The 16,891-nt window shown below is 63.3% G+C and carries 10 protein-coding genes and 1 tRNA gene; 3 read left to right on the top strand and 8 right to left on the bottom strand.

Annotated elements, in window-relative coordinates:
- The first annotated feature begins 28 nt into the window (after positions 1–28).
- From ACFVS8_RS00880 to ACFVS8_RS00890, 3 genes are all read left to right on the top strand, one after another.
- Positions 29–946, top strand: a complete 918-nt coding sequence (locus ACFVS8_RS00880) for a DMT family transporter (RefSeq protein ID WP_387056712.1) — start codon at positions 29–31, stop codon at positions 944–946.
- Positions 947–1,102: 156 nt separating this feature from the next.
- On the top strand, positions 1,103–2,359 hold the full coding sequence (locus ACFVS8_RS00885) for a glycosyltransferase (protein WP_387056713.1): 1,257 nt from the start codon (positions 1,103–1,105) through the stop codon (positions 2,357–2,359).
- A gap of 9 nt (positions 2,360–2,368) precedes the next feature.
- A tRNA-Ile gene (locus ACFVS8_RS00890) sits at positions 2,369–2,442 on the top strand.
- A 316-nt stretch (positions 2,443–2,758) separates the two neighbouring features.
- On the opposite strand, the gene ACFVS8_RS00895 is transcribed toward ACFVS8_RS00890, so the two are convergent.
- The 8 genes from ACFVS8_RS00895 to ACFVS8_RS00930 all read right to left on the bottom strand — a co-directional run bounded on the left by ACFVS8_RS00895 (position 2,759) and on the right by ACFVS8_RS00930 (position 16,865).
- Complete coding sequence (locus ACFVS8_RS00895; protein WP_387056714.1) at positions 2,759–3,958, bottom strand: Wadjet anti-phage system protein JetD domain-containing protein; 1,200 nt, start codon at positions 3,956–3,958, stop codon at positions 2,759–2,761.
- Entirely contained in the window at positions 3,955–7,314 is a 3,360-nt protein-coding gene (locus ACFVS8_RS00900; RefSeq protein ID WP_387056715.1) for an ATP-binding protein, read from the bottom strand. Before ACFVS8_RS00900 ends, ACFVS8_RS00895 begins: the two co-directional genes overlap by 4 nt.
- On the bottom strand, positions 7,311–8,108 hold the full coding sequence (locus ACFVS8_RS00905) for a DUF4194 domain-containing protein (RefSeq protein WP_387056716.1): 798 nt from the start codon (positions 8,106–8,108) through the stop codon (positions 7,311–7,313). The genes ACFVS8_RS00900 and ACFVS8_RS00905 overlap by 4 nt, the downstream gene beginning before the upstream one ends.
- On the bottom strand, positions 8,101–9,570 hold the full coding sequence (locus tag ACFVS8_RS00910) for a DUF3375 domain-containing protein (RefSeq protein ID WP_387058126.1): 1,470 nt from the start codon (positions 9,568–9,570) through the stop codon (positions 8,101–8,103). Before ACFVS8_RS00910 ends, ACFVS8_RS00905 begins: the two co-directional genes overlap by 8 nt.
- 262 nt (positions 9,571–9,832) lie before the next feature.
- Positions 9,833–11,260, bottom strand: a complete 1,428-nt coding sequence (locus tag ACFVS8_RS00915; RefSeq protein ID WP_387056717.1) for a UvrD-helicase domain-containing protein — start codon at positions 11,258–11,260, stop codon at positions 9,833–9,835.
- Between the two features lie 4 nt (positions 11,261–11,264).
- A complete protein-coding gene (locus tag ACFVS8_RS00920; RefSeq protein ID WP_387056718.1) occupies positions 11,265–13,058 on the bottom strand; it encodes an ATP-dependent endonuclease in 1,794 nt (597 codons plus the stop codon).
- Positions 13,059–13,125: 67 nt separating this feature from the next.
- Positions 13,126–13,338, bottom strand: a complete 213-nt coding sequence (locus ACFVS8_RS00925) for a hypothetical protein (RefSeq protein ID WP_387056719.1) — start codon at positions 13,336–13,338, stop codon at positions 13,126–13,128.
- A gap of 131 nt (positions 13,339–13,469) precedes the next feature.
- On the bottom strand, positions 13,470–16,865 hold the full coding sequence (locus ACFVS8_RS00930; protein WP_387056720.1) for an NACHT domain-containing protein: 3,396 nt from the start codon (positions 16,863–16,865) through the stop codon (positions 13,470–13,472).
- Positions 16,866–16,891 lie beyond the last annotated feature (26 nt).

Here is a 16,891-nt window from a genome sequence, read left to right on the forward strand (position 1 = left end):
TCGACGCCGGGGAGGGTAGGGTCATTGGGTGGATCCCGATCTCAGCGACCTGACCGAGCAGATCGCGCTCGACCCGACTCAGTTCATCGGCATCCCCCTGGCGCTCGTCGGCGCCGTGTTCCTCTCGCTCGGCGCGCAGTTCCAGCACCGCGGCGTCACCAAGGTCGAGGCCCACACGGCCGACGCGCTCGGCAAGGGGCTCGACCTCAAGCAGCTCTGGCTCCTGCTGTCCCGCCCCTCATGGGTCATCGGCACCGTCATGCTCGGCCTCGCGATCGTGTTCCAGCTCGCGAGCCTCACGTTCGCGCCGATCATCGTCGTGCAGCCGCTCGGCGCGATCGCGCTCGTGATCACGTCGATCCTGAACTCCCGCGTCAACAAGGTGAAACTCAACTCGAAGTCGATCACGGCCATCGTCATGTGCGTCGGCGGCGTGTTCCTCTTCGTCGGCGTCGCGGCGTTCACGGCTGTCGACAAGCCCGTCACCGATCGGCAGCTCATCACCATCCTGACGCTGCTCGCCGGCGTGCTCGTCGCCGCGGGGCTCGCGTTCTGGTTCTTCCGCAGCCGCATCCGCGCCACGTTCTACGTCATCATGGCGGGTCTGCTCTACGGCTTCGTCGCGACCCTCGCGAAGGTCGTCATCGGCCGCGTGCAGCAGGGGGAGTTCGAATGGCTCACCTTCACGTGCGTGGTCGGCCTGCTCGCCGCCACCGCGCTGGGGGCCTACTTCGTGCAGAACGCGTACGCGTCGGGCCCGCCCGACCTCGTGATCGCCGGCCTCACAGTCGTCGACCCGATCGTCGCCGTGCTCATCGGCATCGTCGTGCTCGGCGAGGCGTCGCAGGCGGCGCTCTGGGCGAACATCACCTTCGTGATCGCCGGGGCGATCGCGGTGTGGGGCGTGTTCCTGCTCGCCCGCAACCACCCGCAGACCCGCCTCTGACCGCTCGGCCCGGTCGAGGGTCTGCGACATGCCCCAACAGGCTCCCGCGGGGTGCGTTGCGTAGACTATCTTCGAATGCAGCGCTCGCGCCGACCATCAGAGCCGCGCTGCGACCGGCCCGAACGGCCGCCCCCGAACTGTGAGGAACCACTCCACGTGTCTGACACTCCCGGTGCGTCATCCACCGATGCCGCCGAGCGCGCAGAGAACCCCCGCCCGCTCAGGATCCTGATCGGCGCCGACACCTTCGCCCCCAACGTCAACGGCGCCGCCCGCTTCGCCGAGCGCCTCGCCGCCGGGCTGGTCGAGCGCGGCCACGAGGTGCACGTCGTCGCCCCTGCCGCAAGCCGCAAGCACGGCACCTGGCGCGAGGTGCACGAGGGCCAGGAGATCACCGCCCACCGCCTCTACAGCTGGCGCTGGTACCCGCACGACTGGCTGCGCTTCGCGCTGCCGTGGCGCATCAAGCAGAACTCCGCGCGCATCCTCGACGAGGTCAAGCCCGACGTCGTGCACTTCCAGTCGCACATCGTCGTCGGCCGCGGCCTGTCGATCGAGGCCGAGAAGCGCGGCATCCGCATCGTCGGCACCAATCACTTCATGCCCGAGAACATGCTCGAGTTCACCCTGCTGCCCAAGGCCTGGCAGGACTGGGCCGTCGGCCTCGCCTGGAAGGCCGCGGGCCGCACCTTCGGGCGCGCCGAAGCCGTCACCACCCCGACGCTCAAGGCCGCCTCGTTCCTCGAGAAGCACACCGGCCTCGAGGGCGTGCACGCCATCTCGTGCGGCATCGACGCCCACAAGTACTCGCCCAACTGGGAGCCCCGCACCGAGAACCGCATCCTGTTCGTCGGTCGCGTGACCGGCGAGAAGCAGATCGACGTGCTCCTTCGTGCCCTCACGCTCCTGCCCGCCGAACTCGACGCCAAGGTCGAGATCGTCGGCGGCGGCGACCAGCTGAAGAACCTGCAGAACCTCGCCGCCGAGCTCGGTGTCGCCGATCGCGTCACCTTCACCGGCTACGTGACCGACGAACAGCTCCGCGAGGCCTACCACCGCGCATCCGTGCTCGCGATGCCCTCCATCGCCGAGCTGCAGTCGATCGTGACCATGGAGGCCATGGCCTCCGCGCTGCCCGTCGTCGCCGCGAACGCCATGGCGCTGCCGCACCTCGTGCACGACGGCCAGAACGGCTACCTCTTCGAGCCCAGCAATCCCGCCGACCTCGCCGCGAAGCTGCGCACCGTGCTCGAGGCGACGCGTGACGAGTACAACGCGCTCAAGTCGCAGTCGCTGAAGCTCATCAAGGCGCACGACATCACCCGCACGCTCGACACGTTCGAGAGTCTGTATCGTGGTGAGCGCGTGACCGATCCGGTCACCGAGTCGATCCCGGTCATCCTGCCCGACTGAGGTCGCTCCGGGGCGGTAGCTCAGCCGGTTAGAGCAGTGGACTCATAATCCATCGGTCACGGGTTCAAGTCCCGTCCGCCCTACTCGATAGATATTGCTTCTGATCAGGCGTTTCTCATTCTTTTCCGAGCCCGGCATGTTTGCGGAGAGAGCGTATTCGAGCTGTCGTATATCGGCTTGATCAGGGGTTTTTCGTCGGACTTGAACCCAAGACCAGAAGATTCTCGCATCAAGTGCCGGCCGTTCGGATTTGTCTCTTGATCTGCGGTTTTTCAGGAGCAAGTCCACCGGATCGGGTGCGTTCACGTTTATTCAACGTTTTTTCGGCGGCTGCCACCATGCTGAGGCGCTCGGTTGCTGATTGGGTTCCTTGTGAACGAAGCCGGGTCTGCGATCGCGTCAGCCGGCGACGGCCAGCTCGTGGAGCGCTTCTGTGATCGAGATGCGTTCCTGTTCGATCCGGCGGAAGGCCACGTTGCCCGTGGTTGCGATGGCTGCGTAGGCGTCGTTCTCGGCAGCGGTGAGATTACCTAGGCGAATGCTGGACGGTTTGAGGGCGGAGCCGTGCTTGTCGCGGTTGACGCCGAGATGTGCGAATCGCGTGAGCGCAGTGGAGTCCATGAGGATCGACTCGAGTCGGATTCCCGAGGTTGCGAAGGCTGCCCGAAGGTGATCGAGGATGGCGTAGCCGTCAGCGTCCATGTCACCCCAGTAGTAAACCCTCACGGCCGCTCGGATCCATGCGACGTCTGCGAGCAGCGACGATGCCGCCTTGCCGCTGCCTTCGACGACGATGGTGCCCGGGGCGTCCGGGAACCAGAGTCGGCAGTCACGGTTCTCGACGATGAGCACGGTCTGCGGGGCGTAGGCGGGTTGATGTGTGTCACCGGTGGTCCAGGCGTCGTGGCGTCGTTGTTCGGTTGCGAGGTAGTCGGGGTCGACGTACGTGAGGTGGGCGACGGCGAGACGCGGGCGGGTTTCTCCGGAGATATCGCGGCCGAGCAGGTCTCGGAGGAGGGCTCGATGCGCGTCGAGCCATTTCGTGTGCATCTCAGGGATCGGAAGTTGCCGGGTCGTCCATTCGCCCAGATCGGGATGCTCGGCAAGCCAGGTGATGGCGCTGATGACCACCTCGATGTCGGCGTCGTCGAGTCGCACAGTCCGCGTCAGGGCGTTCGCGGTGAGGGTGGCTCCTGCGGCGATGAGTCGACGCCCGATGTTGCGGGCGCGGTCGATGTCGACATTGAACGGCGCACCGCCGAGGCGTTCGAGCACTTGCGTTGCGGCTTGCAGCGATCGAACCCTGACGCGGAATGGCGCCTCTTGGGGGACACCTGCGACGGTCACCGTGCGAAGCTCGACGTCGGCGCCCGAATGGTTGAGCTCGACGCGATTCCAGGCCTGGCGCCAGTCATTCCAGGCGCCGTGTCCGAGGCCCGCGACGTCGTGCGATCGAGTGACTCCGGGCCTCAGGCTGATTTCCTTCGGTTCCTCAGCGGAGTGTGTCAGTTCTGCGCAGAGCCGACTGGCCCAGGTATCCGTCAGGTTGGCCCTCAGCTTGCTTGCTGCGTCGTCGGGCCAGACGAGTCGCGGGCTCACGCGGACGCCTGGGGTAGGGCGATTTTCGGCTTGGCCCAGGAGCGCCCGAGGGTGTCTTTGAGGATGTCGTATTCGACATCGACGTGAGGTTCGATCGCGCTGTACTTGTCGTTGGGAGCACCGATGATGAGTTGGAAGCCGAGGCCGCGCCACGCGCCGATGGCGCGTTTGGTGAAGTGCGCGTCGGCCTTGATCAGTGCTTCGTCGAGGAAGACGGGCGCGTAGCGGGGTCGCTCCGAGCCTGCGTCGCCGAGCTGGTAGCGGAGCGCGGCGCCGACGATGAACGCGATGAGTTCCTGCGATTCGCCGCCTGACTTCTCGCCGATGTGGTCGTAGAGCGCGACATGCTGCTTCGTCTGCGCGTGGATGCGTTCGGCGCTGATCCGTACGTGGTTTCGTACATCGACGACCTCGGCGAACTCTGGTGCGTTGCGGCGGAGCCGTTCGATCAGGCGGGACATCCGGCGGTAGATGCGTTCGCGATCCTCTTCGCTTGTGGCCGCCTCGATCTGGGCGCGGACTTCGCGCAGGTCTCGTCGGAAGCGGCGGCGGACCTCGGATTGGTTGTCGCGCAGGGTGATCTGCAGCCGGTGTTCGTCGTCGTAGAACGGGAGGTCCTGCATGATCTGGTTGATCGGCGTGATGCGATCGCGGATTTCTCGAAGTGCCCGACTGAGTGTCGAGTCGAGGTTCGTCAGATCATTGCCCGAGAGCTTCAGCAGGCTGTCGCGCCATTCGGTCTCGAGTTCGTGGAGCCCGCTCGTTTCGAGGTCCGTGAGGGTCCGTTCGAAATCGGCCAGTGATCGGTCGGGGTCGGCGAGCAGGTTCGGATTCGGCCAGTGGTCGAGGAACGAGGTCATCGTGTGCCGGACTCGTTCGCGCTGCTCGACGAGGGCCTGTTCCGCTTCGCGCTGATCGTCGATGAACCGTCGCGCGGCCGAGTCGAGCTCGGCGTCGAAGCGAGCGAGCACATTTGTCTTCGTGGACGTGTCTTCTTGGGCCGGCGCCGTGATCTTACCGTCTAGATAGGTCGCCTGTTCCGTGGTGAGTGCGCGTGATGCGGACTCGGCCGCGTCGATGACGCTCTGTGCTGCGTCGACTTTGTCGGTCGTTTCGGTCCAGGTATCGGCGAGGCGTTTCTTCTCGGCCTTGATCTGGCCGATCTGTTCACGCAGTGCGGCGGTCTGTGCGCGCTTCTGATCGATCTGAGTCTGGATGCTCGCGAGGTCGGGGTTCTCGGCGGTGACCTCGAGGATGACTGCCTCCCATCGCTCGCTCTCGGACACGATGGAGGCGACGTCGACCTGTTCCCAGGAGAGATCCCGAAGGGTGCCGAAGGCGGCGAGTCGTGCGTCGACAGCGTCGAGCTCGGCCTCGGCGTTTTCAGCCTCGGCAGTAGCGGTCACGTGGGCGGTGCGCGCGTCGCGGAGCAGGACTGCGAGCTCGCCGAGCCGTCGCTGTGTCGAGAACCCGAGGACATTGGCACGCCCGTGGCCGCCGTGCGCGCCGCGAGCGCCCTGGGAGATCTGGCCGGAGATCGTCAGCGCCATCCGGTGGGCGCTGAGTTGATCGGGTGAGTCCACGCAGACGAAACCGAATCGCTTCTCGAGTTCGTCCTCGAGCCACCCGGTGAAGGGCGACGCCTTGTAGTCGAGCCGGCCGGGCAGCGTGTGCGGGTCGGCGGCGTTTCGCGGTCGAAGTCCGGTGTGGACGCCCTCGAAACGAAGGCGTTCTCTGATCGACACGGTGTTGATCGCTGCCCGGAACGACGGGAGGTGCGCGGTGTCGATCAGCAGGGTCGTCGCGAAGCCGCCGAGCGCGAGGTTGAATGCCTCGCGCCACGGTTCGAACTCGGTGCGTACCTCGATGAGTTCTCCGACGAACGGAACTTCGCTCGATTCGAGGCCGGCGGTGCGCGCGAGGAGGTCACGCGCGACGCGAAGCGGCTCGGGGATGTTGTCTTGGCGGCCCTTGATCTGTTGCTCTTCGGTTTCGAGGGAGTCGACCGCCGCCTTCGCGGCCTTGAGGGCGTTTAGCGCCGTTGCATACTTCGTGCGTGCGGTTTGCTTGGCTTCTGGGTCGGCGAGCTCTTCGACCGCGCGGGCGGACAGGTTGTGGAATTCCTCCGCCGTCGTCACCGTGTCGTTCAGTATTTCGAGCGCGGCGTCGAGCTTTCGGCGCTCGCGTGCTGCGCCTTCGAGTCTCGGCGTCAGTCCCCGGAGTTCGCGCTTCGCGGTTTCGAGGCGGGCGCCTCCGGCGGCCCGGCGTACCTCGAGCAGACCCTCGTACTCGGCCTCGGCAGCATCGGCCAATGCCTCGGCCTCGTTCAATCGCGCAGCGGCGTCATGAGTTCTCGCCTGAAGTTCGGTTTCGACGTCGCGGAGGAGTTCGAGGCGCTTCGATGCTCGCCACAGCGACGCGAGCGAGTCCGGGTCGGTGAACCGACCGACTTCGTCCAGCACTCGGAGTCTGTCGGCGGCCGCGTCGATACGTCCGCGAGCGGTCCGGATCGGTTCAAGTGCACGTACCTGCTGCTGGGCGGTGAGCATGCGGGTGCGGGTGCCTTCGAGGCTGTCGAAGTGGGTGACCACGTCGTCGGCGGCAGAGAGCGTTGCCGGCTCTTCGAGGACCATTCGCTTGTAGAGGTCGTCGACCGTCGTGATCTGCTGGCCCGCCTGGATGCGGGCGAGCAGGCTCATCGCTTTCGCGCCGGCACCCGCCGCGCCGATGCCGAGCACGTTGTGCAGGCGTGCCGAGAATTCGCGATCGGTCGGCAAGGTGTCGAGCCCGGTCGCCTTCACCGATGCGTCCGTGAGTCGCTGCTGCGCTGCGCCTTCGAGGTCGCTCAGGTCGAACGAGCCGCTGACGGTCGCGCGGACGCGGACCGTGTCTTCGAGGACGCGGGCGTTCGTGGGGATGTACCAGGCTCGGACTGCGGTGAATTGCGAACCGTCGTGGTCGAGCCAGGTCATGGAGATCGCGGTCCACGTGTCGACGCCGTCGCCGCGGAGGACGGTGAGCTTCGTGCCTTCGTCGGTGCGGGTCTCGTCGGTCTTGCCGCGCCCGTACGAGAGGATGTTGCGCTGGTCCTGACCGCGTGGGCGACCGATCACGGCACCGTTTGACGCGCCGTTGAAGGGCGTGGTGTGCGGCATCATGAGTGCGACGTAGGCGTCCATGAGTGTGGATTTGCCCGAGCCGGAGCCGCCGCAGAGCAGGGTCGCAGTGGGGGAGAAGCGCACGCGGTGGTGGCCGTCGTATCCGCCCCAGTTCACCAGTTGCAGGTCGCCGGCCACCCACTGCTGCCCGCGAGAGGCCGCCGGGATGAGACCGAAGAGAGTGTCGAGCATCGTCATCGGATGACCTCCGTACCATCAGCGTCGAAGTCGTCGGCGGCGGCCTCGTCTGATTCTTCTGCGTCGAGGTCGAGCGCTCCGGTCTCGCCCGCTTGGCTTCGCTCTTCGAGCCAGTCCTTCAGTTCGTTCAAGCGCGGAGAACTGAGCACGATCTCCACGAGCGGACTGATGCGGTAGCGGCCCTCTGATTCCTCGTCGAGGATCCCGTCCTGTCGAAGACGGTTGACTGCGCCGCGAATCGTCTTCTGGCGGCGGGCGGTGTTGCCGTCGGATGCGGTGAAGTACGTCAGGGCAGTCTGTTCGATCTCTTCGATGTCGACGCGTGCCGAGCCTTCGCCTGCCGTCGTCTCGCGCTGATAGACGGTTCGCAAGTGGACCAACACGAGGGTTTCGGCACGGGAGTACGCCTCGTCACGAAGCAGGATGGGGATCTCCAGTTCGTCGGAGCGCACTTGCTCCTTGTAGGCGACACCGCGATCGTGATCGACGACGAGGCGCACGAACAGGTCGTGCAGCCTCGATTCGATCATCTGCTGGTTCTCGAGCAGCACCGCCCACTCCGCGCGACTGCGGTCGGCGAGTAGGAATCGCCGCTGCAGGAGCCGGACGAGCACGCGGCGCACCTCGGGATCAAGGACGCCGCGGTCACCCGCGAAGAGCTCATCCGCGTCGTTCTCCATCGCCACGGGTGCGATGAAGGCCGCATCGGCCGTCGCATCCACGTCGTCCCTCGGGTCCAGTTCATCTTCGAACTCGCGCCGTTCGAATTCAGTGGTGGGTGCGAGGTCAGTCATTCTCGGGTTCCTTCTGAGGCTGGACAGTGACAGAGCCGAAGGCGAAGCGTCGCCGCGTGCCGTCCGGACGCCGCGCCTCAACGACGGAGACGTCCTCGCCTTCCGTCATGCCGGCGCGATGCGCGATTTCAAGCAGGCCGAGGAGATCGACCGGGCGCCGGTTCGCGTCCTCGATGCCGTCGAATGCGGTCGCGAGGTCGAACTGGTCACCGAGCGTCGCGGTGTAGTCCTCGAGCTCGGCGTAGTGAGGTCCGCCCCAGGCCCGGGTATCGGCGTCCACGAACTCTGCATCGACCGGCGTTGACAGAGGGTCAGGTGACCCGGGTGGGCGGAGATCGCTGAGCGACTGGCGAAGATGACCCACATCCGCGACCGGCAAGGTGTGCAACGGCTCGACGCGCTCGCTCGATCGGGAGACGCGCATCCAGGCGTGCATTCCGGACATGACACCGCGAAGCAAGTCGTCCACTTGGCGGTCGCGAATCGGGTCGTGGGTGCGGACCTGCGCAGTGATGATCTGGGATGCTCGTCGCTGCGCGGTCAGTACGTCCGCGACGCCCTGCTCGACCTGCCTGCCGATCGCGTCGAGGTCTGCACGCTGCGCCGGCGCCATCAGATGAGAGAACGGCTGAGCGAGCAGGGTGGCCAACTGCCCGGTCAGTCGATCGATGCGTTCAGGATCACCGAGCAGCCGCAGAGCTCCCTCGAACGCGCGGCCTTCAGGCGTCGACTGCATCACATGCTTGCCGCGCTGCAAGTACTCGCGCAGCACATCACCGGTGGGCCTTTCGTCGCGCCGCAGCTCGGCAACCACATCGCGCTGCATCGCCTTGATCGACTCCGCCACACGGGAGAAGTCGGCCGGCAACTCACGCGACAGGTGCAGGACATTCTCCGCCTCCTCGAGGAGTTGCTCGTCGTCGATCGGGGCAGCTCCATCACGCTGCAGACGTTCGATCTCGGCATCGAGCGCAGTTCGCTCATCGCGAAGCCGCACGAGCCGCGCGGCAGGGTCGGACTCGGCATCCATTGCCAACCGGTCAACCGCCTCGAGCAAGGTGCGAACCCGCGACCGTGAGACGCGAGCCCGCCCACCACCGGTACGACCGGCGATCTCGAGCGCACCCACCGCGTGCGCGGTCAGGCGATACACCTCGACCTCGCCCTCGAGCTGTGGAGCGAGCCACCCGCCCCGAACCCACTGGCGGCAGATCTCACGCGCGCTGCCCACCGGAAGCCGGCGATCATCCTCGTCGTATCCGGCCGCCCGAAGCTCGTCGAGGGCCTCTCCAATCTCCGCGTGTGCGTCAGCAACCGCGACAAAGGGACGATCGGTAGCAAAGACCAGAGAGAGGACCGCGACGACGAACGGTGCGAAGCGGCCATGCAGAAGGTCGAGCGTGGGGTCTCGGAAAGTCGCGAGGGCGCGCTGGTACGCCGCTTCAGCTCGGGTGCTTGGCATCGGATCGACTTTAGCCACCACCTCGGACACGCCCGTACGAATCGCCGCACACAGTTGTAGACCCATGCCTGCAGACCAGAGAGAGTTCTGATTCGAGGTCAAGGCTTCATGGGACCCCAACAACTTCTTCACCGAGATCGTTCGCCGCGCGCTTGAAGTCACGCCCGAGACCTATCACTCAGAGGCTCGGCAATCGTTAGACGTTAGAAGACGGTTGAGCCCGTCCAGATCCCGAGCGCCTAATCGAGGTCGTTCGGCCCGCTTACGCCCTGGTTGGCCGGGCCGGGTTGAGAAAGGTTGCTTCGGTCATCAGCGTCACCGACATAGAGCCGCGGGTGAGACATACATAAAGCTCGTGGGCGTTGTACGGCTTATGCGGTCCCGGCGCGTCAACTACCGCATGCTCAAACTCAAGGCCCTTTACGAGAAGTGCTCGGCCGACGATTCGAGACTCTGGACGGCGGCCCGTCAGCCGAAGCTTGTTCCGTACAGAGATAACAGCCGCCATCGCCGTGAGATCCTCAGTTGCTTCGCACAACCTAAGTGCGTCGAGCATCCCGAACCAAGCTTCCCGTCGGAAGAGTCTGAACGCGGGTATTCGCGAGATCGCAATGAGGCAGTCACGAATAGTCGACACGTTGGCGCTTACAAGCAGCGCGTTGATATGAGCCACCGCGTCTCGAACTTCAGGGGCGACTCTGGCCCGGTCGATGACGATGCCCGCGCGAAGGGCGTTTCGCAACGCAACATCAATGCTCGACGCGACTCCGAAGGCGCAATCCACGGCGTACCGAACGGATGCCGAGGCAATGCTGTTCAGGTCTCCGCCGTCTATGACCTCGGCAAAGGCGCGCAGGTGCTTCCCTTCAAGCTCTTCGATCATGGTGTACGCGCCACCGAGCCGGGCTGCTAGGACAGCAGCGTTGCTCGGGAACTGACTGATCGCCACTGTCGAAGCGGGGTGCGGCGGCAGCGCAAGGAGAACCTCGGCGATGCGAGAAGGTGGCTCGACCGCGATGGGCGCCGACGTGACATCAATCCCGATGCCCGCCATCAGGTTTGCCCTCGCCTCCAAGAGCCACGCGCCGAGTTCAGGATTAGTGTTCGCCCATCGCCAGGGGTGCACTTCCAGCTCGAGCGGTACGAATGCAGGCTCAACGTCGGTTTCCCATATCACAGGCTGGAGCGAGCTGAAGAAGAACAGGCCCTGCATTCGGTCCCCGAGCACGCAGGTCGGAACGGATTCAGCCACGGCCCGCACGAGTTCGTGTTGCCAGACCTGGCAGTCCTGATACTCATCCACCACCAAGAGGTCGTAGCTTGCCTCCAGCATTCGGATGATCGGCTCGGATAGCGCCGCGCGGCGGCCGGCCTGGTGATACTCCTGACTCCGCGTCCAGTCTGGTTCTTCGTCCACGGTAATCGCCGACAGGTCGGGGAAGCTTCCAATCAAGTCGAAGCACCAACTGTCGAGAGTCCGGATGGTCACCGCTGACTTGGGCACGCCAAACTTCTTCATGCGGCGACGCAGCACATCGACGCCCGCATGCGTGTGAGTCAGAACCAAGCTGCGCTTGCCCTGATCGGCGACGAGCTTGACCATTTCGCCGATCGTCTCGGTCTTACCTGTGCCGGCAGGCATTTCGGCAGAGCAGGGCAAATTATGGAGGATGAGCTCAGCGTTGCTCATCGGCCTACTCATCTTCAGCGGTCGCCGGGCCGACTATCTCTTCCGCGCCATAGACAAAGTCCTTTAGGGAGCGGACGCCGTCTTTGAGAACCTCTCCCGAAAGGTAGGCGCTGTGCGCTCGGACAATCGCGCCGAGTTGTGCGCCTCTGTCCTCCCTCTTGAACCAGGCATTGCTTTCAGTCTTGGTGCCATTCGCCTTCGCTCCCTTGGCGGCAGCACCGATTGCAGTCCGAATCGCGTGTTCGTTGTGCGCAGCGATCCAGGCGGCGACATCTACCCCAGTGAGCAGTTGGCCGAGCCGTGCACCCACCGCGTTGGCCACGGACTGCGCGGACCGCTCGTCGGCAGCAGCGTCAACAATCGCTTGCAGACATTCAATCGACGACTCAGCAGCGACCACGTCTTCCAATGCCATGCCTGTCGGCCACTGCACGACTACAACTCCGGCGGCGGCGGCGGCTGCGATGTCCGAAGCGTTATCCGTTACGTCTCCGTCAATCACCAGCATTGTCGGGTATCCAAGCAGAGCAAGGGCTTGCGCGCGTTTGGGTGCCTGGCTCGAGCCGCTGCCGTTGGTCACGCCTACGCCAGCGGTGACGGACGTCACCTGGTTCAGAGCGGGCCGTTGGCTGTCCCACTCGTGGAGAAGCTCACGAATGAAGCCGACCTCGGTCGCGCCCTCACCAACTACGACAGACTGGGCCAGCAGAGACGAAGGGCGCTCGCGCATCACTCCCTGCAAGACGTCGCTCTGACCGGGCTCAAGCTCTGCGGGCACGCGGTTGGCAGTGGTGGTCCCTCCTGCCGAGCGGACCACGAACAGTTGGTCGTAGCTGAGTGCCTCAACAACCAAAGCGGAATGAGTGCTCAAGATCACTTGCAGGTCGTCGTTTGCCGCCCGCTCCCGCAGGTAGCGGATGAGATGCGAAAGTCGATGAGGATCAAGGCCGGACTCAACTTCGTCGATGGCGACGATCGAATTACCGGCCAGAGCGTTCTCCTGGATTGACAGGCTCAGGAGACGTCGCGAACCAAGCCCGAACTGCGTCAATGGGATATTGCCGTCATGGAGGACTAGCGCGGAATTTGCCGCTCCTAGGGCTGGATCAAGCCCCGGACGTAGATCGACGAATGGTCCGCTTCCGAGTTTCTTTACCTCTGCTTGAGCAAGGGTGGCAGCGGTGTGGAGCGGGTTGTCTGGGAGGTCCCGAACTGCTTGGCGAGCCTGGCGTTGTGCTTCAACGACTGCGTGCGTCGCATCCGTCTTCGACGATGTAAGGCTCGACAGCGCAGACCCGCGTCCCCAACGAAGGTGTTGGTCGACGTAGTCGCCGATCCTGAAGAATCCAAGCTGCGCGCGCTCAGCGGCGGAAATCCGCTCTCCCTCTGTCTCTCCGGGCCGAACGACTTCCCAAAGTGGTTCGAGAGTTTGGTCGACGGTCAGCCTGACGATCAAGCACTCCTTGACATCAGCTTCTTCAATCGGGTCGTGCTCAAGCGTCCCATCGTCATGGATGCCGCTGCGGTTCTTTCCGTGGCTTCGTTCTTCAATCAGTGGCGTGGGCAGGTCGACGACCACCGCTTCAATGACGATGGGCTCGGTCGTGTCGCAGCCGTAGAAATCTGCGTCGGTGAAGGTGACGTTGTAACGAGAAGTTAGGACGTGGCCTATCGCATCGACCAGCGTCGTCTTCGTGCTGTCACCGGGTCCAACGAGCGCGACGAAATTGGCGTCAAGGATCCATTCACAGGTCTTGATGCCACGAAAATTGCTTATGGTCAGTTTGCGCAGTTTCATAATTTGTTTGAGTCAGAGCGCTGCTCGCGACTGCTGCCCCAGATTATGAGATTGCGACACTTTTCCGTCAGTAGGCGGCGTGGACGCGCCGGACTTTGCTCAATCGCCCTTCTGTTATCGAGCGCGCGAAGTAGAAGTTGTGGCCAAAGCCGCCGTCGTAATCTTCGGGCGCGCCCGAGTCGTCGGCCATGTCGTCCCTGAAGTCTTTGAGCTCAAGGACCGTCTCGGCTCGGGTCTTAAGTCCGCCGGCGTCGACACCGAGATCTACGAGCCAGTCCACGCTGCCATAGTCAGACAAAACGTCCTCGGGCGTCTAACCCCGATCGAGCACGAGATGATTATGACGAAACCGGCCGCAACAGTGGCCTAACCCGAGGATTCACCAAGACCTTCAGCAGTCCTTTCCTTGGTTTAGGGCTGTCGATTCTCAATCCGCTTTAGGTCTTCCTCCGAGGGCTCCGCATCCCAAGCCGTCCAGTCGGCGAGGTCAAGATCATCCTCCGAGTCGTGCAGATCGATCGGATCTATGTTGAGGGGGGACGTGCCGAGGGTGACGAAGCGCCTCTCGAACGCATCCGGCTCTTCTGCGTAGTCTTCGTACGCTTCAGCATCACGGAGTGCCGCTCGATTGCCCCGATCATTGACGAGTGCCGCGAGGTCTTGATCGCAAACGACCGTCTCCACTGCATTCCGGACTTCAAGGAACTCATCCACGTCACGCACGCGACAGTCACCAAGGATCTCGACAACCCGCAGGTTCGGGAGCAACGTGAGGCTTGCGAGGTTGTCCAACTCGCGGCAATTCTGTAGCCGCAACGTCTCCAGGTTGACCGCCGAACTCAACGTCCCTAGATCAAACCCATCCGACTGGGACCGAACTTCCAACTCGACGAGACTCGCGGTCGCGATTGCGGTCACTGTTTGGGGATCGACGTTCCGGAGCTTAACGGAACTCGCATGGACCTTCGTTCGGGGCTCCACCTCGACTCCATCTAGCAGAGACAGCGTGCGATCCTGACCGACGAACATGAGAGACGGATCCGTCGTCCTTCGAATGATCGTCCCGCCGGAAATCTCTAGATCTGTCAACGTCGCCGATTTGAGAACTTCGGTGAGGACAATCTCCCCACCGCTGAGAAGCTCAATTCGGATTCGTTCCAAACTGCCGAGCAGCGCGGACAACTCCGACGGGTCAAAGGACGGGACCTTGCGAAGAATCACTCTTCGCGGCTGCCGCAGGCCGCCAAGAAAGCCACACTGCCTGGCAATCGGATCCTCCAGCACATCTAGGTGCCCGATCTCCAAGACGTCTAGAGGTACGTTCTCGCAGTCAGCCGCCAGGGTCGCGTCTGGAAACGGAAGGGTCGCGACCCATTGGAAACGCGGACTCAAGAGGCTCAAGTACGGAAATACGCGACTTGTCGCAACCGCGGCACTGACATCCTCCTGGGGGTTCAGGTCGACCAGTAACTCGCGAGCGAAACTCTCGATTTCGAACCAGGTCCAAATCGCCAGAAGATCGTCACGGAACACGAGCCTGATGTCCGCCGGAATTGATTTGAGGGCCGCGAAAGCGCGCTCGCCACCATACTCACCGAGTGAACGAATGAGTGCGCCAGCGAGAGGAGCATCACCTCCGTTGCTCTCATTGCGCAGTACAGCGTCAACGAGCGGGACAAACAGGCTCTCCCCAGCGGAAACAACCGCGCGAACCGCTTCCTCCGATTCGGGCGGCAGCGACTGCTCGAGTACCCTCACAAGGGCCTGCGCTCCGTCGCTGGCCCGAGCGCGTCTGACCGCAAGGAGCCCGGCTGCGAGCCGAGTTAGCCAGGCTGGTGCGCGAGGCTCCAGTGTCGAGTCCCACTTCGCCATCACTGTTTCGATCAGCGCACGGAACTGTGTGACGTTCGACAGGCCGCCGGCGAGGATCGCCGCGTCGGCGAAATTCTGGTCGTCCGCGCGAACTGCCAATGACTCGACTGTGTCGAGGTCCACGTGAGCGCGAGCTGCGAGGAACTCGAGAAACGCCCGATGAACGAAGTCAACCTTGCCATTCGCTGGTTCGCGGATCACGCCTGACCGCTTCACCATTGCTGCGAGCAGGGCGCTGGCATTGGCCGCGGCAGGGAGGCTTCTGAGCGCTCGTTCAACCACCGCGATCGCTCGTCCGGCGTCGACTTCTGTGAGGTTGTTGGTCAGCATGAACAACGCGAGTTGCTCAAGAATGAATCGCCTTTGGTCAACATCAAGATCGACAGCGTCCACACGGATCCCACGTTGCTCATCACGTTGCGCCAAGAGCAAGCGGATGAGTGTCTCGTAGATGGCGATGCGCGAGCCCGGCAGACTCCCATTCTTCGCGTGGAACAGGGCACACAGCGCAGCACACAATAGCGGAGTTGATGCAAGCGACCGATACTCACGCGAGCCGCATAGTGTGTCCGCGACACGGAACGCCTCAGTTCCGATTCGTGGTGTTTTTCGAGCGTGCGATGTGTGCCAGTGAAGCACGAAGGACCTGATCTCCTCGCGACTCATTGGCTGAATATCGAGAATGGCGCTGTCGTATTCTCGGGCTATTGCTAGCGATGCATTCTGTGCTGACGGGCGTCCTGCTATTACAACCGCGCGCGGGTGGAGTGCATCGGTTACTTCGCGGAGCCAGCGAAGTAGATCACCTCGACGTTCGTCGGGAAACTCATCCACGCCATCGATGAGGAGTACGACGCCGCGCCGTCTACAGATGGACTGCAGCCAGCCCGCCGGTTCTTTGAGAATGGTGGTGGTGGCGGTTAGATTTGCGAGTTCGGCGGGCGCGGGAAGCGGCCCATCAGTAAAGTTCCGCAATCTGATCATGAGTGGAATTTGTGACGCGATACGACCGAAGCCCGCGGGAAGTGTTCGACGTGCCATGCCTACAGCCAGCCACTGAAGGATTGTGGTCTTGCCCGAACCAGCCGGCCCCCGAACGTACACCAAGTCTTTTGAACTGAGGGCTCGACCTAGGTTTGAATGGTGGGCGGAGGACGTATCGTCGCCCATTCGGAGTGTGATGTAGCTCGTGGTCAGCGAGTAGTGAACTGTTTCCCATTCAAGATCCAACCCGTACAGCTCTAGCTGATCGAACCGGTTCACTACGGACCTAAGGTACTCAACTGTGAACTCGTCGTGGTCTTCTTCAGTTCGTGCTTGAGCCGCGGCCGCGTTTGCCCTGGCCGTACGATGGGGGACAGATGCGACGGACTCTCGCACTTCGTCGACGACGCGGGCGAGGTCTTCTGACCGCTGAGCGAGCATGGCAAGCATGTCGATGCCGAGGTCAGGGTGCTTGCGAATGATAGCGGCCGCGGTATGACAGACGTCTCGAAGGATCGAGTGTGCCAAACTGCTGACACGGTCCCCGTGCTGCAGCTCCCACTCTGAAATGTTCCACCGTGACTTGATTAATCGAAAGATCGCAGCTGGCGGATCAGCGCTCGCGACCACTTCGGCCCGTTCGTTGCGTGATATGGGGAAGATGCTATTGACGGCAGACGTGACTTCGGCCACGGCGGGCAGAAGCTCGCGATCATCGATTCCGTGGTACTCGGCCTCGAGCTCTTGCGCGAGTCTTCGCGCAACTTCGTCGGCCATATCTTGGGCTCGACGAATCAGGCTCCGTTGGCGAATTTCGTCGCTGATTCGCGAGAATACGCCAGTGAAATCGTCGATCGAGTCAGCCACGTTGGGGGCCGTGGGGTCAGTGAGCCTTAGGGCCACTTTGATCGCTGCCGCACCCACAGGCAACAAGATCATCGTCAAGCTCACGTCTTAGATCCCCTCGTGACTGGAAG

Source organism: Agromyces sp. NPDC058110 (assembly GCF_042884735.1).
In the GTDB taxonomy this organism is placed as follows: Bacteria; Actinomycetota; Actinomycetes; order Actinomycetales; family Microbacteriaceae; genus Agromyces.

Excerpts from the sequence above, each read along its gene's own strand:
- ACFVS8_RS00910 (WP_387058126.1), bottom strand. The coding sequence starts at position 9,570 with ATGCCAAGCACCCGAGCTGAAGCGGCGTACCAGCGCGCCCTCGCGACT.
- ACFVS8_RS00900 (WP_387056715.1), bottom strand. The coding sequence starts at position 7,314 with ATGACGATGCTCGACACTCTCTTCGGTCTCATCCCGGCGGCCTCTCGC.
- ACFVS8_RS00905 (WP_387056716.1), bottom strand. The coding sequence starts at position 8,108 with ATGACTGACCTCGCACCCACCACTGAATTCGAACGGCGCGAGTTCGAA.
- ACFVS8_RS00915 (WP_387056717.1), bottom strand. The coding sequence starts at position 11,260 with ATGAGCAACGCTGAGCTCATCCTCCATAATTTGCCCTGCTCTGCCGAA.
- ACFVS8_RS00920 (WP_387056718.1), bottom strand. The coding sequence starts at position 13,058 with ATGAAACTGCGCAAACTGACCATAAGCAATTTTCGTGGCATCAAGACC.